The organism is Aliarcobacter vitoriensis (assembly GCF_048320235.1).
Lineage (GTDB): Bacteria > Campylobacterota > Campylobacteria > Campylobacterales > Arcobacteraceae > Aliarcobacter > Aliarcobacter vitoriensis.
In genome coordinates this window covers 1,531,245-1,553,736 of the sequence record NZ_CP182882.1, presented here as the reverse complement: position 1 = coordinate 1,553,736, position 22,492 = coordinate 1,531,245, and the positions used below count along the sequence as shown (strand labels likewise).

General features: G+C 27.7%; 22 protein-coding genes. 9 read left to right on the top strand and 13 right to left on the bottom strand.

Features of this window, described 5'->3' with window-relative positions; all coding sequences use genetic code 11:
* Genes pseF through pseB form a run of 3 tightly spaced genes read right to left on the bottom strand, consistent with a single transcriptional unit; the run spans position 1 to position 2,826 of the window.
* Positions 1-714, bottom strand: a complete 714-nt coding sequence (gene pseF / locus ACNSOS_RS07740) for a pseudaminic acid cytidylyltransferase (RefSeq protein WP_418184837.1) — start codon at positions 712-714, stop codon at positions 1-3.
* Positions 707-1,837 (bottom strand): UDP-4-amino-4,6-dideoxy-N-acetyl-beta-L-altrosamine transaminase, encoded by a 1,131-nt coding sequence (gene pseC / locus ACNSOS_RS07735; RefSeq protein ID WP_418184836.1) that lies wholly within the window; start codon positions 1,835-1,837, stop codon positions 707-709. The genes pseF and pseC overlap by 8 nt, the downstream gene beginning before the upstream one ends.
* Complete coding sequence (gene pseB, locus ACNSOS_RS07730; RefSeq protein ID WP_418184835.1) at positions 1,834-2,826, bottom strand: UDP-N-acetylglucosamine 4,6-dehydratase (inverting); 993 nt, start codon at positions 2,824-2,826, stop codon at positions 1,834-1,836. Before pseB ends, pseC begins: the two co-directional genes overlap by 4 nt.
* 108 nt (positions 2,827-2,934) lie before the next feature.
* On the opposite strand from pseB, the gene ACNSOS_RS07725 reads away from it, so the two are divergent.
* Complete coding sequence (locus tag ACNSOS_RS07725; protein WP_113908859.1) at positions 2,935-3,123, top strand: hypothetical protein; 189 nt, start codon at positions 2,935-2,937, stop codon at positions 3,121-3,123.
* 95 nt (positions 3,124-3,218) lie between these two features.
* Positions 3,219-4,271 carry a recombinase RecA gene (gene recA / locus ACNSOS_RS07720; RefSeq protein WP_418184834.1) on the top strand — a complete coding sequence of 351 codons (1,053 nt, stop codon included), beginning with the start codon at positions 3,219-3,221 and terminating at the stop codon, positions 4,269-4,271.
* A gap of 26 nt (positions 4,272-4,297) precedes the next feature.
* Here the strand turns inward: recA and ACNSOS_RS07715 are convergent, their stop codons facing one another.
* Genes ACNSOS_RS07715 through topA form a run of 3 tightly spaced genes read right to left on the bottom strand, consistent with a single transcriptional unit; the run spans position 4,298 to position 7,979 of the window.
* Positions 4,298-5,146, bottom strand: coding sequence for a biotin synthase (locus ACNSOS_RS07715; RefSeq protein ID WP_418184833.1), 849 nt, complete (start codon positions 5,144-5,146; stop codon positions 4,298-4,300).
* Positions 5,136-5,648 (bottom strand): YfcE family phosphodiesterase, encoded by a 513-nt coding sequence (locus tag ACNSOS_RS07710; RefSeq protein WP_418184832.1) that lies wholly within the window; start codon positions 5,646-5,648, stop codon positions 5,136-5,138. Before ACNSOS_RS07710 ends, ACNSOS_RS07715 begins: the two co-directional genes overlap by 11 nt.
* Positions 5,649-7,979: a type I DNA topoisomerase gene (gene topA, locus ACNSOS_RS07705; RefSeq protein WP_418184831.1), complete on the bottom strand. Its 2,331-nt coding sequence runs from the start codon at positions 7,977-7,979 to the stop codon at positions 5,649-5,651. It lies immediately after the preceding gene.
* A 145-nt stretch (positions 7,980-8,124) separates the two neighbouring features.
* On the opposite strand from topA, the gene ACNSOS_RS07700 reads away from it, so the two are divergent.
* Complete coding sequence (locus ACNSOS_RS07700) at positions 8,125-8,631, top strand: hypothetical protein (RefSeq protein WP_418184830.1); 507 nt, start codon at positions 8,125-8,127, stop codon at positions 8,629-8,631.
* Between the two features lie 7 nt (positions 8,632-8,638).
* Here ACNSOS_RS07700 and ACNSOS_RS07695 read toward each other — a convergent pair whose 3' ends face one another.
* From ACNSOS_RS07695 to ACNSOS_RS07680, 4 genes are read right to left on the bottom strand one after another with little or no spacing between them, the layout of a single operon-like run.
* Positions 8,639-9,421: a UDP-N-acetylmuramate dehydrogenase gene (locus ACNSOS_RS07695; RefSeq protein ID WP_418184829.1), complete on the bottom strand. Its 783-nt coding sequence runs from the start codon at positions 9,419-9,421 to the stop codon at positions 8,639-8,641.
* Positions 9,418-10,287 carry a menaquinone biosynthesis family protein gene (locus ACNSOS_RS07690; protein ID WP_418184828.1) on the bottom strand — a complete coding sequence of 290 codons (870 nt, stop codon included), beginning with the start codon at positions 10,285-10,287 and terminating at the stop codon, positions 9,418-9,420. The genes ACNSOS_RS07695 and ACNSOS_RS07690 overlap by 4 nt, the downstream gene beginning before the upstream one ends.
* 3 nt (positions 10,288-10,290) lie before the next feature.
* Positions 10,291-11,061 (bottom strand): hypothetical protein, encoded by a 771-nt coding sequence (locus ACNSOS_RS07685; protein ID WP_418184827.1) that lies wholly within the window; start codon positions 11,059-11,061, stop codon positions 10,291-10,293.
* Between the two features lie 12 nt (positions 11,062-11,073).
* A complete protein-coding gene (locus ACNSOS_RS07680; RefSeq protein WP_418184826.1) occupies positions 11,074-12,807 on the bottom strand; it encodes an ATP-binding protein in 1,734 nt (577 codons plus the stop codon).
* A 119-nt stretch (positions 12,808-12,926) separates the two neighbouring features.
* On the opposite strand from ACNSOS_RS07680, the gene ACNSOS_RS07675 reads away from it, so the two are divergent.
* Positions 12,927-13,538: a tetratricopeptide repeat protein gene (locus ACNSOS_RS07675; protein WP_418184825.1), complete on the top strand. Its 612-nt coding sequence runs from the start codon at positions 12,927-12,929 to the stop codon at positions 13,536-13,538.
* Positions 13,539-14,177, top strand: a complete 639-nt coding sequence (locus ACNSOS_RS07670) for a tetratricopeptide repeat protein (RefSeq protein ID WP_418184824.1) — start codon at positions 13,539-13,541, stop codon at positions 14,175-14,177.
* Positions 14,178-14,227: 50 nt separating this feature from the next.
* On the opposite strand, the gene ACNSOS_RS07665 is transcribed toward ACNSOS_RS07670, so the two are convergent.
* On the bottom strand, positions 14,228-14,482 hold the full coding sequence (locus tag ACNSOS_RS07665; RefSeq protein WP_418184823.1) for a helix-turn-helix domain-containing protein: 255 nt from the start codon (positions 14,480-14,482) through the stop codon (positions 14,228-14,230).
* A gap of 97 nt (positions 14,483-14,579) precedes the next feature.
* Between ACNSOS_RS07665 and ACNSOS_RS07660 the strand changes: the two genes are divergently transcribed.
* The gene (locus tag ACNSOS_RS07660) at positions 14,580-14,903 is read left to right on the top strand and encodes a hypothetical protein (protein ID WP_418184822.1); all 324 of its coding nucleotides are present in this window, start codon (positions 14,580-14,582) and stop codon (positions 14,901-14,903) included.
* On the opposite strand, the gene ACNSOS_RS07655 is transcribed toward ACNSOS_RS07660, so the two are convergent.
* Together ACNSOS_RS07655 and ACNSOS_RS07650 are read right to left on the bottom strand one after the other, a co-directional pair.
* Entirely contained in the window at positions 14,892-16,091 is a 1,200-nt protein-coding gene (locus ACNSOS_RS07655) for a multidrug effflux MFS transporter (RefSeq protein WP_418184821.1), read from the bottom strand. The genes ACNSOS_RS07660 and ACNSOS_RS07655 overlap by 12 nt on opposite strands.
* A 63-nt stretch (positions 16,092-16,154) precedes the next feature.
* Positions 16,155-16,694 (bottom strand): TetR/AcrR family transcriptional regulator, encoded by a 540-nt coding sequence (locus ACNSOS_RS07650; protein ID WP_418184820.1) that lies wholly within the window; start codon positions 16,692-16,694, stop codon positions 16,155-16,157.
* 109 nt (positions 16,695-16,803) lie between these two features.
* Between ACNSOS_RS07650 and ACNSOS_RS07645 the strand changes: the two genes are divergently transcribed.
* The 3 genes from ACNSOS_RS07645 to ACNSOS_RS07635 are packed head-to-tail and all read left to right on the top strand — an operon-like array spanning position 16,804 to position 22,488.
* Positions 16,804-17,973, top strand: coding sequence for an efflux RND transporter periplasmic adaptor subunit (locus tag ACNSOS_RS07645; RefSeq protein ID WP_418184819.1), 1,170 nt, complete (start codon positions 16,804-16,806; stop codon positions 17,971-17,973).
* Positions 17,970-21,107, top strand: coding sequence for an efflux RND transporter permease subunit (locus tag ACNSOS_RS07640; RefSeq protein ID WP_418184818.1), 3,138 nt, complete (start codon positions 17,970-17,972; stop codon positions 21,105-21,107). The genes ACNSOS_RS07645 and ACNSOS_RS07640 overlap by 4 nt, the downstream gene beginning before the upstream one ends.
* Entirely contained in the window at positions 21,100-22,488 is a 1,389-nt protein-coding gene (locus ACNSOS_RS07635) for an efflux transporter outer membrane subunit (RefSeq protein ID WP_418184817.1), read from the top strand. Before ACNSOS_RS07640 ends, ACNSOS_RS07635 begins: the two co-directional genes overlap by 8 nt.
* The last annotated feature ends 4 nt before the right edge of the window (positions 22,489-22,492 follow it).

The window sequence follows — 22,492 nt, the reverse complement described above, 5'->3', positions numbered from 1 at the left end:
CTATTTTTCATTCTTTTGATTTTCAGATTTTTTTAGGGCTTCATACATAAATTCAGCTCTAGTCCAATCTTCAAGAGTATCAATATCTTGAACCAAATATCTTGGTAAGATTATAGGAATACTATCTTCCCCAAAAATAATTTTATTTGAGTTTATATTTAAGTTTGTCCAATAAAACTGCCCTGCATCTTGATAAGCCTCTTCTAAATCTTGACTTCGTTTCGTAAAATTTTCAGGCCAAAACATCTCACATCTTTCATTTCGTGTTACTTTAAAAGTTCTTTGTATTGGAAATGGCATAGAGGTACAAGAAAAGGCATTTTTTGCATTTGAATTTTTTAGTTTAGTAAATCCTTCAATCAAATATTTTTCATTTAAAAGAGGAGCTGTAGCATAAATAGTACAAACAAAATCTATTTTTTCACCTTGCTCTTTTAAAAAATTTATAGCATGATTTACAACAGCACCAGTTCCAGTAAAATCATCACTTAACTCTTTTGGTCTTAAAAATGGAATTTTTGCTCCATATTCTTTTGCAATTTTTGCAATTTCTTCATTATCAGTTGAAACTATGACTCTATCAAAAAGTTTTGATTTTAGAGCAGCCTCAATACTATATGCAATTAGTGGTTTTCCATGAAAATCTTTTATATTCTTTTTAGGGATTCGTTTACTTCCACCTCGAGCTGGAATTATTGCTACACAGTTAGACATTTAAAATTTCTAATAAATTTTTTATAATATATTCTTGTTCATCTTTACTTAAACTAGGATATATTGGAAGAGAAAAACATTCTTCATAATATTTATCCATAATTGGAGTTTTTTCATCTCCATAACCTAATTTTTTATAAAAAGGTTGTTTATTTATAGGGATATAGTGAAGTTGTAAACCTATGTTCTTTTCTTTCATTTTGTTAAATAATTCTATTTTTGAAATAGTTAATTTTGAAAAATCAACTCTTACTACATAAAGATGATAAGATGAATTTCCGTCATATAAATATAAGGGTTTTATCATAGTGTTTAGAAAAGCATCATCATATTTTTTTGCAATAATTTTTCTTTTTTCTATAAAATCATCAAGTTTTTTTAACTGACTAATGCCCAAAGCACAAGCTATGTCAGTTATTCTATAATTAAATCCTAAAGATTGCATTTCATAATACCAAGGTGCAATTTCTGATTTTCTTACCATTCCATGTGCCCTAAGTTCTAATAGTTTTTCATAAAGCTCTTTTGAATTTGTAGTAATTGCTCCACCTTCACCAGTAGTTATATGTTTAACTGGATGAAAAGATAAGATACTACAATCACTGTTTGTGCAACTGGCAGATTTTATTTCACCAAAAGTCGCTCCAATGCTATGAGCACAATCTTCTAATATTTTAATATTATATTTATTTTTTAAATATTTCAGTTTATCTTGATTTATTGGATTTCCACTAAAATGTACAATATATATAGCTTTTATTGAAGAATCTTTTTTTAGCTCTTCTTCACAAATATCTAAATCTATATTTCCATCATCTTTTATATCTACAAAAATTGGTTTTGCACCAACATAAAGTATAGAGTTTGATGTTGCTAAAAAAGAGTTTGGAGTTGTAAGAACTTTGTCATTTGTATTTAAAAGTACAAGTGAAGCTAGGTGAAGTGCTGCAGTTCCATTTGCTACAGCGACACAATATTTTACATTACAATAGTTAGCAAGTTTTTCTTCAAACTCTTTAATTTTTGGTCCAGTTGTTAAAAATTCAGATTTTAATGTTTCAACCAGACTATTTATATCATCTTCATCTATGGTTTGTTTTCCATAAGGGATAAAAGTTTTCATATAGTTTTTACCATTTCCAAAAATTCATAACTATTTAACCATTTTGTATTATTTCCTGAATTATACTCAAATCCTTGATAAACAGGCTTTCCAAACTCTCCTAAAAGGTTTTTTGAATAATCAACACCAGATGTAAATTTAATAGTTGGTTTAATCATATAATGATCATCAAATTCTAAAGTTAAATGGCTATCATCAGCAGGACACATAATTTCATGAAGTTTTTCACCAGGACGAATCCCTATTATTTTATGTGGTAAATTAGGAGCAAGTGCTTTTGCCATATCAACTATTTTCATAGATGGTATTTTTGGTATAAATATCTCTCCACCTTGCATTCTTTCAAAGTTTTTAAGTACAAAATTAACTCCATCATCAAGTGTTATGAAAAATCGTGTCATTTTTTCATCTGTTATAGGAAGTACCTTTCCTCCATCTTTTATAAGTTTTTGAAAAAATGGGACAACAGAACCACGACTTCCTACAACATTTCCATATCTAACAACTGAAAATTTTATATCATTTTTACCAACTAAATTGTTTGCAGCAACAAAAAGTTTATCTGAAGCCAATTTTGTAGCCCCATAAAGATTTACTGGATTTGCAGCTTTATCTGTTGAAAGAGCAATTATTCTAGAAACACCATTTTCAATTGCTGCATCAATTACATTTTGTGCACCATTTATATTTGTTTTAATACATTCCATAGGGTTATATTCAGCAATTGGAACATGTTTAAGTGCAGCTGCGTGAATTACAAAATCTACACCTTTCATAGCTTTTTTTAATCTGTCAGGATCTCTTACATCTCCAATAAAGTATCTCATACATTTATCATTATATTCTTGAGCCATTTCATATTGTTTTAATTCATCTCTACTAAATATGATTATTTTATTAGGTTTATACTTTTCTAATATTATTTTTGTATATTTTTTACCAAAGCTTCCAGTTCCACCAGTTATAAGTATATTTTTACCATTAAACATATTTGCCTCGTATATTAAATTAGATTTTATTTTAGCTAAATTTAAATTTATTTAATATTTTATTTTATTATGTAATAATAAAAATTAACTTTATATGGAAAAGAGAAAATGAAAGAAGTTATTCCCGATAATATTTTAAAAATACAAAAAAAACTTGCAAATTTTGAGAAAGATTCAAGAAATTATAAAAAATATACAAAAATATTAGCAAAACATATAAAATCTCATACTATGCAACAAAGAGTAAAAGCACATATAAAAGTAATTGAAACTATACAAAATCTAAATAAGAAATAAAAATATTGCAAATTGTAATATTTTTATGAATTTTTAAAATTTTTTGCTAAGATTTCAACATAAGATAAAAAACAACTAAAAAAGAGGTAATCACAATGGATGAAAATCAAAAAAAATCACTTGAACTTGCTATAAAACAAATAGATAAAGCTTTTGGAAAAGGAACTTTAATAAGACTTGGAGACAAAGAAGTTATCCCAACAGAAGCCATCAGTACAGGTTCTTTAGGACTTGATTTATCTTTAGGTGTTGGTGGGCTTCCAAAAGGAAGAGTTATAGAGATATATGGACCAGAAAGTTCAGGAAAAACAACTTTAACTTTACATGCTATTGCAGAAGCTCAAAAAGCTGGTGGAGTTTGTGCTTTTATTGATGCTGAACATGCTTTAGATGTAAAATATGCGAAAGATATTGGAGTTGATACAGATAATTTACTTGTTTCTCAACCTGATTTTGGAGAACAAGCTTTAGAAATCCTTGAAACTGTTATTAGAAGTGGTGCAGTTGATTTAGTTGTAGTTGATTCAGTTGCAGCTTTAACTCCAAAAGTAGAAATTGATGGAGATATGGATGATCAACAAGTTGGTGTTCAAGCAAGACTTATGAGTAAAGCTTTAAGAAAGGTAACTGGACTTTTAAGTAAAATGAATTGTACAGTTATTTTTATTAATCAAATAAGAATGAAAATAGGTATGACAGGATATGGAAGCCCCGAAACAACAACAGGTGGAAATGCACTTAAATTTTACTCATCGGTAAGACTTGATATAAGAAGAATTGCAACTTTAAAACAAGGTGAAAATTCTATTGGAAATAGAGTAAAAGTAAAAGTTGTAAAAAATAAAGTTGCAGCTCCATTTAAACAAGCAGAGTTTGATATTATGTTTGGGGAAGGTATTTCTAAAACTGGTGAAGTAGTTGATTATGGTGTTAAACTTGATATTATTGACAAAGCTGGTTCTTGGTTTAGTTATGGTGATACAAAAATAGGTCAAGGTAGAGAAAATGCCAAAGTATTTTTAAAAGATAATCCAGAAATTTCAAAAGAAATAGAAGATAAAATCCTAAATTCTATGGGTGTAAATGATGCAATTATCACTGGGGGAAGTGATGACAGTGAAGAAGATAGCTCTTCTTTAGATGACTAAAATAAATAAGAGTTTCATACTCTTATTTATTGATGACAAGCAAAGGCTATCTCATATCCTAAAGCTGTAACGGCTTTTATATCATCTTCAGCACTTGCTCCTCCGGTTGTTAAATAATCTCCAACAACAAGTGCATTTGCACCATGTTTAAATACATCATATTGATTTTCACCAAACATTACTTCTCTTCCACCAGCAATCATTAGCATTTGATTTGGTAAATAACTTCTTGATAATTCAACCAATTTAAATGCTTCTTCTTTTGTTAAAGGGTTTTTCACCAAAGGAAGTGCATCATTTGGATGGAAAAAATTGATAGGAACAGACATTGGTTCTAAAGATGCAATAGATTCAAGCATAGAAATTCTATTTTCTTGAGTCTCTCCTAAACCAAAAATTCCTCCTGTACAAAGATGAAGTCCAGCTTTTTTTGCATCTAAACAAGTATTATATCTATCATCCCAAGAGTGTGTTGTACAAATTTGGCTATAAAATTCTCTAGCTGTTTCTAAATTATGATTGTAATTTTCTACACCATGTTTTTTCAACTCTTTTAACTGCTCAAAACTAGCAATTCCATTACAGGCAATAATTGAAATATCTGGAACTGCTTTATGCACAGCATCAGCAGCTCTACAAACATAATCAAGTCTTTTATCATCAAGTCCTGTTCCAGCAGTAACTAAGCAAAATCCAACAGCTTTATTTTCTCTTGCTCTTTTAGCTTCTTCAACTATTAGCTCTATCTCTTTTCTTCTGTATCTTTGAATATCTGCTTTGTATTTAACACTTTGCGTACAAAATTGACAATCTTCGTTGCAAGTTCCACTTTCAATATTTGAAATTGCACATAAATATATTTTATTATCGCTCATATTTAAATTCTTCTTTCATAAAATTTTTTTGATTTACATCTTTATAATAGTGTGTGATTATATACTCATTTTGATTAATCTCAAGTTTTAAACAAGATATAATTGGCTTCTCTCTTGCACAAACTTCACCAGGATTTAAATATAGTCTTCTATTTACATATTCACAATGAAATTGATGTGTATGACCAAAAATCACAATATCTGTATCAGGACTTAAATGGAGTGGCAAGTGCATAAGTTTAAAACTAATATCTTCTATTTTAAAATAGTATGGCTCTTTTTTAATATTATATTCTGATGATAAATCAAACAAATCTCTATCATTATTCCCAAAAACTGATATGTATTTTAGATTTGAATCTTCTAAATTTTTAATATTTTCTTCACAACAAAAATCCCCAGCATGAATTAAATATTCGCATCTTTCATTTTTGAATAATTCAATAACTTCTTTTTGATAAGCCACTTTAAAATGGCTATCAGATAGTATTCCTATTCGCATCTACTCTTTTTTTGTTGTTTTTTTAGTAGTTTTAGTAGTTGTTTTGCTTACTTTCCTTGCTGGTTTTTTTGTAGCTTTACTATCTTTTTCAATTATTTCTAAACACTCTTCTAAAGTTAAATCTTCTGCAACTTTACCTTTTGGTATTTTAAAGTTTTTTCTACCTTGTTTGATATATGGACCATATTGTCCAATTTGTACAGATATTTTTTCTTTTGTAAACTCTTTTATTAAAGCTTTACTTTTTGCTTCATCAATCTCTTTTATTATCTCTTTTGCTCTTGTTTCACCAACAGTATATGGATCATCAGTTTTTAATGAATAGTATTTTGTTTTTACTTGTAAATATGGTCCAAATCTTCCAATATTTGCTTTTATCTCTTCACCATTTTCAGTTAATCCGACAACTCTTGGAAGTGTAAATAAGAATAAAGCTTCTTCAAGTGTTATTGTATCCATATTTAAATTATCTGGAATTGCAACAAATTTTGGTTTTTCTTCATCATCTTTTGTTCCAATTTGTACAAATGGACCAAATCTCCCAATTCTAGCACTCACAGGTTTTCCAGATTTTGGATCAATTCCAAGCTCTCTTACTTGTGAATAATCAGCTTTACTAATATTCTCTTCTTTATCTTTTATAGTGTCTTTAAACCCTGTATAAAAGTTTTTCATAACATCAGTCCAAACTTTTTTACCATCAGCAATATCATCAAACTCTTCTTCAATTCTTGCAGTAAAGCCTAAATCAATTATATTTGAGAAGTGATCAGTTAAAAAACTATTTACAATCTCACCTGTTGGAGTTGGTGCTAATTTTTTATCTTCTGTTTTTACTACATACTCACGTGCCTGAATAGTTGAAATTGTTGGAGCATAAGTTGATGGTCGCCCTATTCCTTCACTTTCAAGCTTTTTTACTAAAGAAGCTTCTGTATATCTTGCAGGTGGTTTTGTAAAGTTTTGTTCTGATTCAAGTTTTTCTAACTCTAAAACTGTTCCAACTTTTATATTTGGTAATAACTTTTCTGTACTATCAAGTGCAGCTTCTGGATTATCACTACCTTCAGTGTAAGCTTTCATAAATCCAGCAAAAATAATTCTTTGCCCTTTTACTTGAAATTCAAACTCTTTATTTTTTCCAGCCTCTATTTTATATGTCGTATTTGCAATTTTAGCTTGTGCCATTTGAGTAGCTATTGTTCTTTTCCAAATAAGACTATAAAGTCTATATTGAGCATTGTCCAAATACTCTTTTACATAACTTGGTTTCAAACTCATATCAACAGGACGAATTGCTTCGTGTGCTTCTTGAGCTCCTTTTGAACTTGCTTTAAAAACTCGTGGGCTTTTAAGAGCATAATCTTTTCCATACTCCTCTTCAATAACTTTCTTAGCTGCACTTGTAGCAATAGTTGAAAGATTTAAAGAGTCCGTTCTCATATAAGTGATAAGTCCGCCTGTATGATTTGGAATATTTGCTGTATTTCCTTCATATAACTGTTGTGCTACCATCATAGTTTGTGCGACACTAAGCCCTATTTTTCTACTTGCTTCTTGTTGTAAAGTTGAAGTTGTAAAAGGAGCTGCTGGATTTCTTGTGCTATCTTTTTCTTCAATATCTATAAGTTGATATATTCCTTGATTTAATGAAGCCTCAATTTTTAAAGCTTCTTGTTCATTTGATATTTTTACAGTTTTTCCATTTTGTTTTGCAAGTTCTGATTTTAGTTCTGGATTTATAAAATCAGCTTTTATTTTCCAATACTCTTCTGGAATAAACTCTCTTATTTCATTTTCTCGTTCAACTATTATTCTTACTGCAACACTTTGTACTCTTCCAGCACTAAGCCCATATCTTACTTTTTTCCATAAAAGTGGCGAAAGTTCATATCCAACAGCTCTATCAAGAATTCTTCTTGCCTGTTGGGCATCAACTAAATTTTGATCAACATCTCTTGGATTTTCCAAAGCTTTCAATATTGCATCTTTTGTAATTTCGTGAAAAACTATTCTTTTTATTGGGTTTTTTTCTATTTTAAGAGCTGGTATTAAGTGCCAAGCAATAGCTTCTCCCTCTCTATCTTCATCGGCTGCTAGATAGATAGTTGTATCTTTTGAGATTTGCTTTTTAAGTTCACTTATAACTTTCTTCTTATCAGTGCTTACTTGATAACTTGGTTTGAAGTTATCATCTGGATCAAATCCTAAAGTTGATTTTGGCAAATCCCGTACATGCCCCATAGATGCCATAACGGTAAAATCTTTACCTAAGAATTTTGAGATTGTTTTTGCCTTTGCTGGAGACTCCACTATTACTAAATTTTTCACTTAAATTACCTTCATATTTTCTAAAAGCTTGCATTCTAGCATAAAAAATGTAATATTGTAGTAATGTATAACTCTTTTTTTAAAATATTGTTAGCTATAAATCTTTCTTTTGGTAAAATTATTTTTATTAATTAAGGAATAAAAATTGAAAATCATAAAACTAGAAAAAAAACATAAAGATGATTTTATATATATCAATCAACACACAAAACAAACTTTGGAAAATCCAGATTTTTTCATAGGTTTTTTTAGCAACAATGAAATAGATGAATTTTTAAAAGATGATAAAAAAGCTATATTTTATGGATGTTTAGAAAATGAGCACTTAATAGCTTTATCTGGATTGATTTTTGATGTTGAAGATTTTTATGATGAATTAACACTTCTTAATATAAAGTTTACTGATTGTGTAGAAATAGGTGCTTCTATGACTTTATTAAGTGCTAGAGGAAAAGGTTGTATGCTAAACATAAATAAAGAGTTAATAAAAATAGCAAAAGCTAAAAATATAAAATATCTTTTAGCTACTGCTCATCCTAATAATATTGCAAGTAATAAATCTTTATCAAATTTAGGTATGAAATTTATAAAAGAGTACAAAAGACATGGCTATTTAAGAAACTTGTATATTAAAGATTTAACAACTTTATAGGTATATTTTAATTAAAGATTATAATCTCAGTTTCAAGTTCTATTTTAAACTGCTCTTTTACTCTTTGTTTTGCAAGATTTATCAAAGTTATTGCATCTTCAAAAGTTCCATTTCCATGGTTTACTAAAAAATTTGCATGAGTATTTGAAAACTCCATATCTCCTACTCTATATCCTTTTAGCCCAACAGCTTCTATCAATCGTCCTGCAAAATCACCCTTTGGATTTTTAAAACAGCTTCCAGCACTAGCCATTTGAGGTTGATTATCTCGCATTTTTGTAAATTCATTTTGTTTACTTTGCGAAAAACCAGACTCTTTATGAAAAACTACTTCATAAACAATAGTGTCTATTTTTGTTTCTCTATATGAAAAATCTAAATTTTCTTTTAAAATATAGCCATCTTTTGTTTTTATAGAGTGAATATAGTTGAAAATTTCCCACTGTTTTAATCCAGCATTCATTTTTACCAAACCACCCAAATTCCCTGGTAATTTTGCTAAAAACTCCAAATTTGCTATATCATTTTTTCTTGTATATGTTAGAAGTTTTCCACTACTCGTTGCACAACCAACATAAATTAAATCATTTTCTTCTTTTATATAGTCAAAAGCTTCACCTAAAATGGCAAATTTTTTTTCACATTTTGGTGAAACTAGCAAATTATTTGCTCGACCAATAATTTGAAAATCTTTGTAGTCGCCAATTTCATTGATAACTAAAATTTCTTTTACTCCTCCAATATGAATAGAAGAGTATCTTTTGAAATCTATTACTTTAGTGCTATTCATCTACTTCTTAGCTCTTCATATTCATTTGGGATTAAAAAATCTTCTGCTTTTATTAGGTTTTGATAGTGCCCACTTTTATAGCCTAGTTCAAAAAGTTTATTTAGTGCTTTATATTGAATTTCACTCATTTTTACAGAATTATCATTTGCATACAAATCCAAATATTTATCAAGTGTTGGTGCATCAACTCTTATTAAACCTTTTTCTAAGAGCATTGGAGCTAAAGTTTTTCGATTTTTATTTGCTACATCAACAGCTTTTATAAGTGCATTTTCATATTTTATAGCATCGTGAAGAGGAATTGAACGACGAAGACACATTCCACCAAGAGGAAGAGGTAAATCTTCACCATCACAAAGTTCTACCCAAATATCCCAAATTTCACGTTCTACTTCAAGTTCACTGCTATAAGTTAAGATTGATTCGTGGATTAAAACTCCAGCATCAACTGTTCCATCAAGAACAGCTTTTTCAATATCTAAAAAATTCATATATGAAATTCGTGCTTCTGGATAAGCAATTTTAAATAAAAGTGCATTTGTAGTAAACTCTCCACTTAAAGCGACTTTAAAGTTTCGTTTTAACTTAGTGTCTTTTTTTTTGATAAGTTTTGGACCATAGCCCTCACCAAAAGAAACAGCCGTTTTTAAAAGTGCAAAATCATCTTTTACAAATGGATAAAGTGCAAATGAAATAGCACAAATATCGTAAACACCTTTTAAAGTAGCTTGATTTAAAGTCTCTATATCTAAAGCAATATTTTCAAACTTTGTATTTTCTAAACTAACCCAACCAAATTTGATAGCATAATACATAAAAATATCATCTGCATCAGGAGAGTGTCCTACACTAATAGTTTTATTCATATATCACTCCTTTTCTATTTTTACTTGTTTATATCTATATTCATTTGCCAAATTCTCAACATTTAGTATTGCAATTGTGCCTGTTAAAGTTTCATCTATTTTCAAAACTCTTTTTAATTTATCGTTTTTAGAAATTATCTCTATATTTTCACCATCTTTTGCTTTTGCTATATTTGCAAAAGTTTGACTTGCTAATAAAAAAGATTTATCTGTTCCAAATAAAGAGTAAACTAAAGTTCCATTAAATGACTTTAAATCTTCAATATCTTCTAATTCAAAATTCTCACATGAATTAAACATCTTTTGTAAATCTTCATCTAAAAAGAGAACTTCAAAATCTGTATATTTTTTTATAGTTGCTAAAAGTTTTATGATATTTTCAACTCTTTCGTGGTTTTTTATATCATTTCCGATAATCAAAAGTTTAGAATTTGAATTTTTGTAGCTTTCATAAGACTCTTCAAACTCTTCTTCTCCTGCACTACTTTCAGCTGAAATATATCCTAAATCAAGATTATTTATAAAATTTTGTGTTGTTTCATCACAATTTTTTACAAAAGTATCAAGAATCAAAGCACAGATTCCCTCTTCACTTCCTACTTCATATTTTATAAATTGAGTATATGAACTTTTTAATTCAAAATTATCTATTGGATGCATATATGTAAAATTTGTTCCATTTTTACAAGCTTTTTGTAAACTATTTTTTAACTCTTCATCTTCAAAAAATGTTCCAATACTTAAAATATAATCATAATTTTCTATAATTTTCACTCATTTTCCTTCTTAAAAAAATCCAACTTTTGTTTCACTATCAAATTGACCTTTTTTCTCTTTTGATATTTGTTCTTCAAAATCTTTCAAAGTAAATATTGCATTTTCACTAATTGCAAGTTTATAAGCAGTATTTTTTATAACTAACTCTATTTGTCCGCCAGTTAGCTCGTGTTTTGCAACTTTTTCAAAATCAAATTCTTTTTCTAATGGTAAAGAACTAGGAATTAATTTCTTCCAAAGTTCAACTCTTTGTTCTAGATTTGGTTTTACAAACTCTATTTTATAGTTAAATCTTCTTGAAAATGCCTTATCAAGATTTTCGAGTAAGTTTGTAGTTGCTATTAAAATACCATCAAATCTCTCTATTTGCTCTAAAAAAATATTTTGCATTTGATTGTGCATTTTATCAGCACTACTACTGCTTCCACTACTTCTTGAACTCAAAAATTGGTCTGCTTCGTTTAGAAGTAAAACTGGTTCACTTTTTGTTTGTTCTTTTATTTCATTGTATTTATCAAATATTGCTCGTACATTTTTTTCACTTTCACCAATATACATAGATAATATTTTTGAACAATCAAAGCTTAAAACCTCTTTTTTCAAAGATTTTGCTAAAGCTAAAGCTGTGATAGTTTTTCCAGTTCCAGCAACTCCATAAAAGATTATTTTCGCATCAATTCCTCTTTTTTTATCTTTTATTCCCCAAGCTTTTAGCCTATTTATAACACTTTTATCAACTTGTTTTAAAAGATTGTTTAAAGTATCTTTTGTTTTTGGATTTAGTACAACATCACTTAAATTTTTTGTTGTAGATATTAACTCAAACATCTCTTGATCTTTTATGATTGTTTCAAGTTTTATTTTTGCTACATTTGAAGTCTTTTTTGCAGGATGTGATATTTTGTATAAAACTTCATCTGGAATATAAAAGTTTCTATTTATACCACCAAAAGGAGTTAAAACCTCATCATAATCAACTAAATTTTTTGAAATAAGTGTTGAACTCTCTTCAAGTAAACTTCTATATTTTATCTTTTCATAATCATCATTTGAAATAAGTTCAATCAGATAATTCATCTCTCTTAATGTACCATCTCCACCACTATATTCTTCTTTTAAAAGAGCCAAGAAAAGTGTTTTTTCTTGTTCAGAAAGATTATATTCTTTAAAAAAATCTTCTATCATAATTGGGCTTGTAGTAGCAACTATTCTATCTTTTATACGATTCTCAAGAAGTAAAAGTTTATTTTTTAACCTATTTGAACTAGGACTATTTACATCAAAATTTTTTCTAACAATATTTAATTGTTGTGCTAAATCAATTTTTAAAAATTGATCTTGTAAATACTCTAAATGATCTCCATAATTTTTGATTTCAGGTAAAACAAAATCATTACTTCCATTTTCCAACATCTTTAAATATGCACTAGAAAGTGTAATACTAGAATTTATCAATTCAAGTTTTGATGCTTCATTTAACTTTACTTGATCAAAAGATACTTGAATCAACCAACCAAATTCAAGTAATGACTTAATCAAAATTAGCTTATCTAAATGCTCATATTTCTCGATATTGTAAAATTGACCTAATATATCAATAACACTCAGAACATCTCTTCCATTTATATACTCTTTTGAAATATATTGTAAAATTTTTGCTTCTTCAACTGAACACTTTAGTTGATTATAAAATTTTGTACTTTCTATATCTTTTGCTTTTAAAAAATTTATTACTTCTTGCATTATTCCTCAATAAATAAAATCTGCTTAAGATTATATGTTATCTTAAATCTTCTTAACTACATATGAATAAAAAAATGATAGAATAGAGCTATTTTAAATTTCAAAACAAGGATTTAACTATGTTTAAAGTTATAAAACTTGCTATTTTAGTAGCTATATTACCTTTCATTATAGCTTGTTCTAGCCACAATCAAGCAATGAAGGTTTTACCAAATGAACTCGAAATTGCAGACCAATGCAAAAATATGAATATAAATTTTGAGATGGATTGCTATGATTTAATCTCATATAAAAACTCTTTTGCACAAATAAGACTTGGAATTCAAGCACAAAATGTAGGTTTAGCACAAGAAGCTTTGGATAGATACACAAAAGCACAAAGAGCTGGAAACTTTTATTCAAATGCCCTTATTTCAAATCTTTATGCAAATGGTATAGGAGTTGAAGTTGATGAAAAAAAATCTATTAATCTACTAAAAGATGTTCAAGAAGTTGATCCAATCGCAGCATATAGACTATCTTTTTATTACTTCACAGAAAATAATCCACAAAAAGCTATTGAACTTCTTGAATATTCTGCACAAAATGGTGTAAAAGATGCTCAAAAAGATTTAGTTTTGGTATTTTCAAATAATCAATATTTAGAAGAAGATGAAGAAAAAAGCCTATATTATGACAACTTATATCAAGATGGGCAAGAAGATTTTACAAAAAAGATATATGGAAGATAGATGTTAAAAAATATATTTATTTCAATTATTTCAATATTTTTATTAACAGCTTGTTCATTTAAAATGCCAGATTTTTTAACATTTGGTTCTAATATAAATTATGAACAAGAGCTAAAAGAAGCAAATGAGTGCCAAGCTATGGAAAATGAATCAAATAAACTATATTGCTATAAAAACCTATCGACTAACTCATTTGCTAAAATTCGATTAGGTACTTATCATGCTGATAGAAAAGAGTATCAAGAAGCTCTAACATATCTAAATGAAGCAAAACAAAAAGATAATCTTTTTGCAAATTTACCTATATCTTTTATTTATTATAAAGGTGATGGAGTAAGAAAAGATATAAATAAATCTTTTGAACTTTTAAAAGAGTCTTCTTCTATTGATCCTGTTGCTGCCTTTCAACTTTCAAGATTTTATCTTCAAGGTATAAACACAAAAATTGACAATGATAAAGGTGTAGAGTTATTAAATTTTGCAGCACAAAAAGGTGTTTTTCAAGCTCAAGAGATGTTAGCAAATATTTATAAACAAGGACTTTTTGAACAAGCAAAAGACCAAGTAAAATATGAATATTGGCTAGATAAAGCAAAAACAAATAAAGAAGATTTAAATCATAAAATTTATATCTTTTAACTAAAGTCAAAGTTTTTAACTTTGGCTTTTCAATATATTAAAATCAAAAATTAAACTTCAAAAAAATTTTTTATATCTACATTTAGAATCTTAGAGATTTTTGCTATATGTCGTATATTAAAATGATGGTTGCTTTTTCTAAGTTCAGCACGACCTAAATATGCTCCTCCGCTCATTCCTATTTCTAAAGCTAGTTGCATTTGGGTTAATCCTTTTTCTTCTCTATATTTTTTTACATTTAATGAAACAATATCCAAAATTTTTTCACTATAACTTTCTAAATCAATTTCTAATTCATTTTGCAAAATATTTTCCTAACGATATATATATCTAAGTTTTAAATAATATAGTTTTTGTTAAGATTTAAACAACGATATATATATCGTCCATAAAGAGGATTTTATGCATAGAAAATTAGGCTTAGAAAATTGTGTTTCTAGTGATTTTTTGGATTACACAAATTTAGATAGTGTTGTAAATTCTAAAATAGATAAAAAAATTGAAATTTATTTTGAAATTTTTGAAATATTGATTTTATCAAACAATATTAAAAATGCTCAAGAGATTTTAGAGATACTGAAAAGTTTAGTAGTTTATCATTATATACAAAAAGATATTTTTAATGATTTTCTAAGAAGTGGAGAGTTCTTGAAATATATCAAAAAACATCTACCATATTCACAAATTGATATCGTAGATGTTGAAAAATATATTTTAATTGATTAATTGTTTTTTATTTTTAAAAACTATGTAAGTAAATAAAAATGATAAAATACCTAAAATAAGTATAATTCCTAACCAATAAAGTGTTGATATCTCTACTAAATACCCTGCAATCAAAGTTACACTAGCAGGTAATAAAAGTTGCAATGAACCTAATAGTGCAGCAGTTGCTCCAACAGACTTCTTTTGAGAAGACATAGCCATAGAAAATAGACTTGCTTCACAAAGTCCTAAACCAAAAAATGAGATAAAAAACCCTGCAACTATTCCATCAAAACCAATAAAAGATATATTTGCACTAGTAAAACTAATAATTGAACCAAAAACTAAAATAGTTGCTCCACTAATTGATAGTTGCTTCATATTAAATATTTTTAATAGTTTAGTAGAAATTAATGCTCCAAATAGTAATGCACTTCCTGTTGCTCCAAATACTAAACCAAATGTTTTTGAATCAAGTTTATATATCTCTTGATAAGCAAAACTTGCTCCCGCAATATATGCAAATACAAACATATACATTAAACAAGCAGCAATAGCTGGTGTTAAGAAATCTCTATCTCTTATAATATTAAAATAAATAATAAAAATATTTTTAAAATTTATTGTAACCCTTTTTTGCTCTTTTAACGTCTCTTGTAATGTAAATTGTGATGCTAATGCCAAAATAATTGATAAGATAAAAAGTATATAAAAGACTGCTTTCCATCCAAACTCTTGATCTATATAACCACCTAATGTTGGTGCTAAAATAGGAGTTGTAGCTCCAATAGTAATTAATATTGCAAAAATATTTGCTGCAACTCTACCTTTTGATACATCTCTAACCATACTTATCACGCAAACATATATTAAAGCTACACTTAAACCTTGAATAACTCTAAAAAGTAAAAATGCTTCTATATTTATTGCAAAAGTCATAAGAATTGAACATAAAGAGTAAAGAACAATTCCTAAAAGTAAAGGTATTTTTCTTCCAAAATAGTCAATAACTGGACCAAAAAATAGTTGTCCAATACCCATTGCAAATAGAAAAAATGTAAGTGAAAGCTGAACTTTTGAATAAGATGTTTCAAAGTATGTAGCAATATGTGGCATAGAAGCTAAATAAAAATCAACAGCCATATAACAAAGAACTTCAACTAAAGCGATGGTCATAATAAATTTAAAGGTAATTAATCTTTTTTTCATAAAATTCTTTCAAATTATATTTCAATACAACTGTATTGAGATTGAAAGTGTATCAAAAAAAACTTAAAGTAAAAAGTTCTTTAAATCTTCAAAAATCTCTTTTTGTTCTTTATCTGTTAATTTTATATATTTAAAAGATAACAAAGCAAATAGTGCTTCTGAAAGTAAAAAGGCCAACCTTAATTTTTTACCTTCATCGTTTGTTGTATCAATGGAATCTAAAGAAGTAGTATACCAATCTTGGAATTCTTTTAAAATAATTTCATCTTGTAAAAGCATAGTTACCATTCTTGACATTTTGCTGAATTCTTCAGTGCTATTACAATTTGCTATATAGTTAATATGAGCTTTTAATTTGGCATATTTTGAATTATCATTTTTTGATAAAATTTCTATTTGTTGGTTATAATCGTCTTCATTTTTATATGCAACTGCTTTTATCATTCCTTCTTTATTTCCAAAGGCATATTGAACTCCACCTATTGAAATATTTGCTTTGGCTGCAACTTTTCTAATACTTAAACCTGAAATACCTTCATCTAATATAATATCTTCAATAACACTTATTAAGTGGTTTTTATCTATTTTATTCTTTGTGCTCACTTTATAACTCCTATATTTAGCTACATATTATTTAATTAAAATTTAATATTTCTTTAAATACTATTTCAAAAATATTAAATACATACGTATGTATTATAAAGGTCAAATAATGTATTTTTACTTAAAAAGATTAATTTGTTTATTGTTTTTTACTTTTTTTGTTGGATGTAGTGGTGAAGAGGCAACTGAATATTCATCAGAAAACCAAGCAATTGAAGTTGGATATATAACATTAAAAAGCCAAGAAGTTCCTTTACAACAAGAGTTATCAGGACGAATAAAATCTATTTATAAATCAGAAGTAAGACCACAAATTGATGGAATTATTAAAGAACAACTTTTTAAAGAAGGAAGTTTTGTAAAACAAGGAGATATTTTATATGTAATTGATTCAGATTCATATCAAGCTATTTATGAAGAAGCCTTAGCAACACTAAAAAGTTCAGAAGCAAATTTAATAACACTAAAACTAAAAAATGAAAGATATGAAGAATCTGTAAAGTTTAATGTAATATCAAAACAAGATGCTGATGATGCAAAAGCTGCGTATCTACAAGCAATTGCTTTGGTTGAACAAAATAAAGCCTTAGTGAAAAGTGCAAAAATAAATCTTGATAGAACAAAAATCAAAGCACAAATTTCTGGATTTATTGGAATATCTAACTATACTGTTGGAGCATTAGTTTCTCAAAATCAAGAAAATGTTTTAACAACAATAAGAGATACAAGTAAAGTTTATGTTGATTTACGTCAGTCAAATAATCAATTATTTAAATTAAAAAAATCAAATCAAAATAATATAAAACAAGATGAAATAAATGTAAATATCATATTACCAGATGACACAATATACAAACATAGTGGAACACTAAAGCTTCAAGAAATATCAGTTGATGAAGATACAGGATATGTAACTTTAAGAGCAGAATTTCCAAATCCAGATGGTGAATTATTAGATAATATGTTTGTAAATACAATAATAAAAAATGGTAATATTAATGCTTTTTTAGTTCCTCAACAAGCTGTTACATTAGATGCAAAATCAAATTATATAGTTACTGTTATTCAAGAAGATAATACTATAAAAACAACACAGAGCGAACAAGCAAAGCTTGTAAGAAAATTGATAAAAGTAGAAAGAGCAATAGAAAATAACTGGCTTGTAACAGATGGTATTACGCAAACAGATAAAATTATAATAGAAGGTTTAAGTAAAATAAACGATAAAAGTATCGTAATACCAAAAGATATCAATAGTTTAAAAGAAGATGTAAAATGATAGCTAGATTTTTCATCCATCATCCAATTTTTGCTTGGGTTATTTCTTTAATTATAATGTTAGCAGGGATACTTTCAATAAAAAATTTAGGAATAGAACAGTATCCAGATATTGCTCCTCCAACTATTGAAATAAGAGCTACATATTCAGGTGCTTCTCCTAAAGCTATAGAAAATAGTATTACTCAGGTTATAGAGCAAGAATTAACTGGATTAGATGGTTTATTATATTTCTCTTCAACAAGTGGTTCAGGCTCTTCAACAATAAGTGTTGTATTTGAAAAGGGAATAGACCCAGATATAGCTCAAGTTCAAGTAAATAACAAAGTTCAACAAATCTTGCCAAGACTTCCTGAAGATGTTAGAAAAGAAGGGGTAAGTGTTGTAAAAGCTCAAAATGACTATTTGATGATATTTTCTATTCATGATGAATCAGGGAAATCTAGTGAAAATGATATATCAGATTATTTGATTAGTAATATAAAAGATGGATTAGCAAGAGTTGATGGTGTTGGTGGAGTTGAACTTTTTGGTACTGAATATGCTATGAGAATTTGGCTAGACCCTAAAAAACTAAAATCATACAATTTGATGCCATCTGATATAAACAAAGAAATTATGATACAAAATACTCAAGCATCTGGAGGAAGTATTGGAGCAAGACCTCAATTAAAAAATCAAGAGTTAAATTCTGATGTTGTATCAAGAACAAAATTAGAAAATAAAAGAGAGTTTGAAGATATTATAATAAAAAGCGATCTTAATGGAGCAAATGTACTTTTATCAGATGTTGCAAAAATTGAATTAGGAAGCCAAGATTATTCGTTTATATCAAAGGTAAATGGTTTTCAAGCAAGTGGAGTAGGAATTAAATTATCATCAGGATCAAATGCAGTAGAAACAGCAAAAAAAGTTAAAGAGTATATATCTTCATTTGAAAATAATTTACCAAATGGTTACATAATCTCTTACCCTTATGATACAACTATTTTTATTGAAGCATCTATAAAAGAGGTTGTAAAAACACTTTTTGAAGCTATAGTTTTAGTTGTTATTGTGATGTTTGTTTTTTTAAATAGTTGGAGGGCAACTATCATTCCTGCGGTTGCTGTACCAGTTGTATTACTTGGAACATTTGCTATTTTAAACTTCTTAGGATTTACAATAAACTCTTTAACAATGTTTGCTATGGTTTTATCAATTGGTTTATTAGTTGATGATGCTATTGTTGTAGTTGAAAATGTTGAAAGAAATATGAGAGAAAAAAATCTAGGTGCAAAAGAAGCTACTATTATTGCAATGAGTGAAATAACAAGTGCTCTAATCGGAGTTGCAACTGTTCTTTCAGTTGTATTTTTACCAATGATATTTTTTAGTGGCTCAACTGGAATAATATATAAACAGTTTGCTGTTACAATTATCTCTTCAATGGTTTTATCAGTTATTGTAGCAATCACTTTATCTCCTGCAATTTGTGCAACGTTCTTAAAACCACATAACCCAAATGCAAAAGATAGTGGTCCAATAGTATGGTTTAACAAAAAATTTGATAATTTAACTAGAAAATATAAAATGAGTATTTTTAATTTTGTAAATAAACCCTTAAAATGGATGACTGCTTATGTTGCAATAGTAGCTGTAACAATTTTATTATTTTTAAAATTACCAACAGGATTTGTACCATCAGAAGATCAAGGGGATTTAATGCTTCAATTTACTCTTCCAGTTGGAGCTAGTACAACACGTTCAGAAGATGTTGAAAAAGTAATAAGAGATTATTTCTTAATAGAAGAAAAGGCAAGTGTTAATTCTATTTTTACTATTATAGGATTTACATTTGCAGGGAATGGACAAAATAGTGGTTTAGGTTTCGTTGAATTAAAAAATTGGAGTCAAAGAAGTGGTAAAGAAAACAAAGCAGATGAAATTGCCCAAAGAGCAATGATAGCTTTTTCTAAAAATAACTCAAAATATTTTATAAGAGATGCAGAAGTTTATGTAATGAATCCATCTTCTATTCCAGGACTTGGGAACTCGGAAGGTTTTGAATTTCAGTTACAAGCTGGTGCAAAAATGTCAAGAGAAGAACTTCTTGAAGCAAAAAATTCTTTATTAGAAACAGTGAAATCAAATGAATTAATAGTTGGAGCAAGAGTTGAAGGTACAGAAGAAACTCATCAATTAAAACTCAATTATGATAAAAAGAAAATATATTCTTTAGGTTTATCTTATGAAGATATTGACAATACTTTAAGTTCTGCTTGGGCTGGAAACTATGTAAATGATTTTATTGATAAATCCAGAGTGAAAAGAGTTTATATCCAAGCTGATGCACAATATAGAGCAAAACCAGAAGATTTATATCAATGGAATGTTAGAAATAAAGATAATAAAATGGTCTCTTTTGAGGAGTTCACCAATATATCTTGGGAGCCAACTGAGAAATCATTAACAAGATACAATGGTTTGGCTTCTTATTTATTTCAAGGACAAGCCAATTATGGAGTAAGTTCAGGAGTTGCAATGGATGAAATGGAGAGATTAGCAAAAGCTAATAATTCAGATATTAATTATGCTTGGAGTGGACTATCTTATCAAGAAAAATTATCAGGTGGACAAGCAATTTATTTATATATTTTATCTTTAATAGTAATTTTCTTATGTTTAGCTGCTTTATATGAAAGTTGGAGTATTCCTTTTTCTGTTTTATTAGCTGTTCCATTAGGTATTATTGGTGCAGTTATAGCAGTTTATTTTAGAGATTTAAATAACGATGTATATTTCCAAGTTGCACTTTTAACAACGATTGGGCTTGTAGCAAAAAATGCAATTTTAATCATAGAATTTGTTGAAAATGCATATAAAAGTGGAAAACCACTTATAAAATCAGCAATAGAAGGTGCTAGCTTAAGATTTAGACCAATCATTATGACTTCATTGGCTTTTATTGCAGGAATTATACCTCTAGCAATTTCAAGTGGAGCTGGAGCAAATAGTAGAATTTCAATTGGTACGGGAATTATTGGTGGAACTTTAACAGGTACAATTTTAGCAATATTTTATGTCCCTTTGATGTTTATTCTAATCAAAAAAATATTTGCAAGAAAAGAACAAAAAGGTATAAAAAATGTTTAAATTTTTATTTATTTTGATAAATCTTTTTATATTTACTGGTTGTAGTTTGAAGCCAGAAATAAAGTATGATGATTCAATAATACCAACAGAGTTTAAAAATAGTACAGATAAAAATAGCAATTTAGAGTATATTCAACCAAATTGGCAAGATTTTGTGAAAAATAATAAGCTAAAAGAGTTAATTACATTAGCTCTTGAAAATAATAGAGATTTAAAAATAGCTATTTTAAATATTGAGTCAGCAAGAGCTACTTATAGAATAGAAAAAGCAAAATATTTTCCATCTATTGAGGCAAAAGCAAGTAATACAAATGCAAGAGATGTTACTTCAAATAACAACACAGAAATCTCTCGTACATATTCAGCAAAATTTGGAGCTTCTTATGAACTTGATTTATTTGGCAAAACTAAAAGTTTAAATGACTCTGCACTACAAAGTTATTTAGCTACAAAATATGCAGCAACATCAACAAAAATTAGTTTAATATCAGAAGTAATTAATATTTGGAATACTCTTTCTTCAAATATTGAACATTTAAAACTATTGCAAAACAGTATTGATAACTTAAAAGTAGCTTCTGAATTAACTCAAAAAAAATTTGATATGGGAATTATTTTAATTGATGATGTTTTTAGTTCACAAACAAGTCTAAAAGAAGCCGAAGTTAATTTATTAAATCAGCTAACAATAATTGAAAAAAATAAAAATGCTTTAGAGTTATTAGTATCAACAAGTATTCCAAAGGATTTATTACCAACTGGATTTAAAGATAGTGAAAATAGTTTGATGTTAATACAAGCTGGACTTTCATCAAAAGTTCTTTTTTCTCGTCCTGATATTATTGAAGCAGAATATAATTTAAAAGCAAAAAATGCAAATATAGGTGTTGCAAGGGCTGCATTTTTTCCTTCAATTACTTTAACAGCAGATTATGGTCTTGCTAGTACTTCATTGAGTTCTTTATTTAATGGAAATGCTCAAACAATATGGTCTTTTATACCAAGTATAAATTTACCAATATTTAAAGGTGGAGAAAATAAAGCAAATCTAGATTATGCGAATGCTCAACAAAAAATAGCTCTTGCTCAATATGAGAAAACTATACAATCAGCATTTAAAGATGTATCTGATGCTTTAATTGAAAGAGCAAATATAAGTAAACAGTTAAATGCTCAAGAAGATTTAGTGAATACAGCAAAAAAAAGTTATGAAGTAGCTTTAAATTCGTATAAGTATGGATTAGGAACTTATTTAAACGTTTTAGTTGCACAAAAAACATTATTTGATACACAAAGAGTTTTAGTAGATACAAAATTAATTGAGCTAATAAATAGAGTGAGTTTATATACTTCTTTAGGAGGAAATGAGAAAATAGATTAAATCT

Coding starts and splice junctions, on each gene's coding strand:
- ACNSOS_RS07680 (WP_418184826.1), bottom strand. CDS start 12,807: ATGCAAGAAGTAATAAATTTTTTAAAAGCAAAAGATATAGAAAGTACA.
- ACNSOS_RS07670 (WP_418184824.1), top strand. CDS start 13,539: ATGTTAAAAAATATATTTATTTCAATTATTTCAATATTTTTATTAACA.
- ACNSOS_RS07710 (WP_418184832.1), bottom strand. CDS start 5,648: ATGCGAATAGGAATACTATCTGATAGCCATTTTAAAGTGGCTTATCAA.
- ACNSOS_RS07695 (WP_418184829.1), bottom strand. CDS start 9,421: ATGAATAGCACTAAAGTAATAGATTTCAAAAGATACTCTTCTATTCAT.
- ACNSOS_RS07635 (WP_418184817.1), top strand. CDS start 21,100: ATGTTTAAATTTTTATTTATTTTGATAAATCTTTTTATATTTACTGGT.
- ACNSOS_RS07645 (WP_418184819.1), top strand. CDS start 16,804: ATGTATTTTTACTTAAAAAGATTAATTTGTTTATTGTTTTTTACTTTT.
- pseC (WP_418184836.1), bottom strand. CDS start 1,837: ATGAAAACTTTTATCCCTTATGGAAAACAAACCATAGATGAAGATGAT.
- ACNSOS_RS07675 (WP_418184825.1), top strand. CDS start 12,927: ATGTTTAAAGTTATAAAACTTGCTATTTTAGTAGCTATATTACCTTTC.
- ACNSOS_RS07725 (WP_113908859.1), top strand. CDS start 2,935: ATGAAAGAAGTTATTCCCGATAATATTTTAAAAATACAAAAAAAACTT.
- recA (WP_418184834.1), top strand. CDS start 3,219: ATGGATGAAAATCAAAAAAAATCACTTGAACTTGCTATAAAACAAATA.
- pseF (WP_418184837.1), bottom strand. CDS start 714: ATGTCTAACTGTGTAGCAATAATTCCAGCTCGAGGTGGAAGTAAACGA.
- pseB (WP_418184835.1), bottom strand. CDS start 2,826: ATGTTTAATGGTAAAAATATACTTATAACTGGTGGAACTGGAAGCTTT.
- ACNSOS_RS07660 (WP_418184822.1), top strand. CDS start 14,580: ATGCATAGAAAATTAGGCTTAGAAAATTGTGTTTCTAGTGATTTTTTG.
- ACNSOS_RS07655 (WP_418184821.1), bottom strand. CDS start 16,091: ATGAAAAAAAGATTAATTACCTTTAAATTTATTATGACCATCGCTTTA.
- ACNSOS_RS07640 (WP_418184818.1), top strand. CDS start 17,970: ATGATAGCTAGATTTTTCATCCATCATCCAATTTTTGCTTGGGTTATT.
- ACNSOS_RS07715 (WP_418184833.1), bottom strand. CDS start 5,146: ATGAGCGATAATAAAATATATTTATGTGCAATTTCAAATATTGAAAGT.
- ACNSOS_RS07690 (WP_418184828.1), bottom strand. CDS start 10,287: ATGAATAAAACTATTAGTGTAGGACACTCTCCTGATGCAGATGATATT.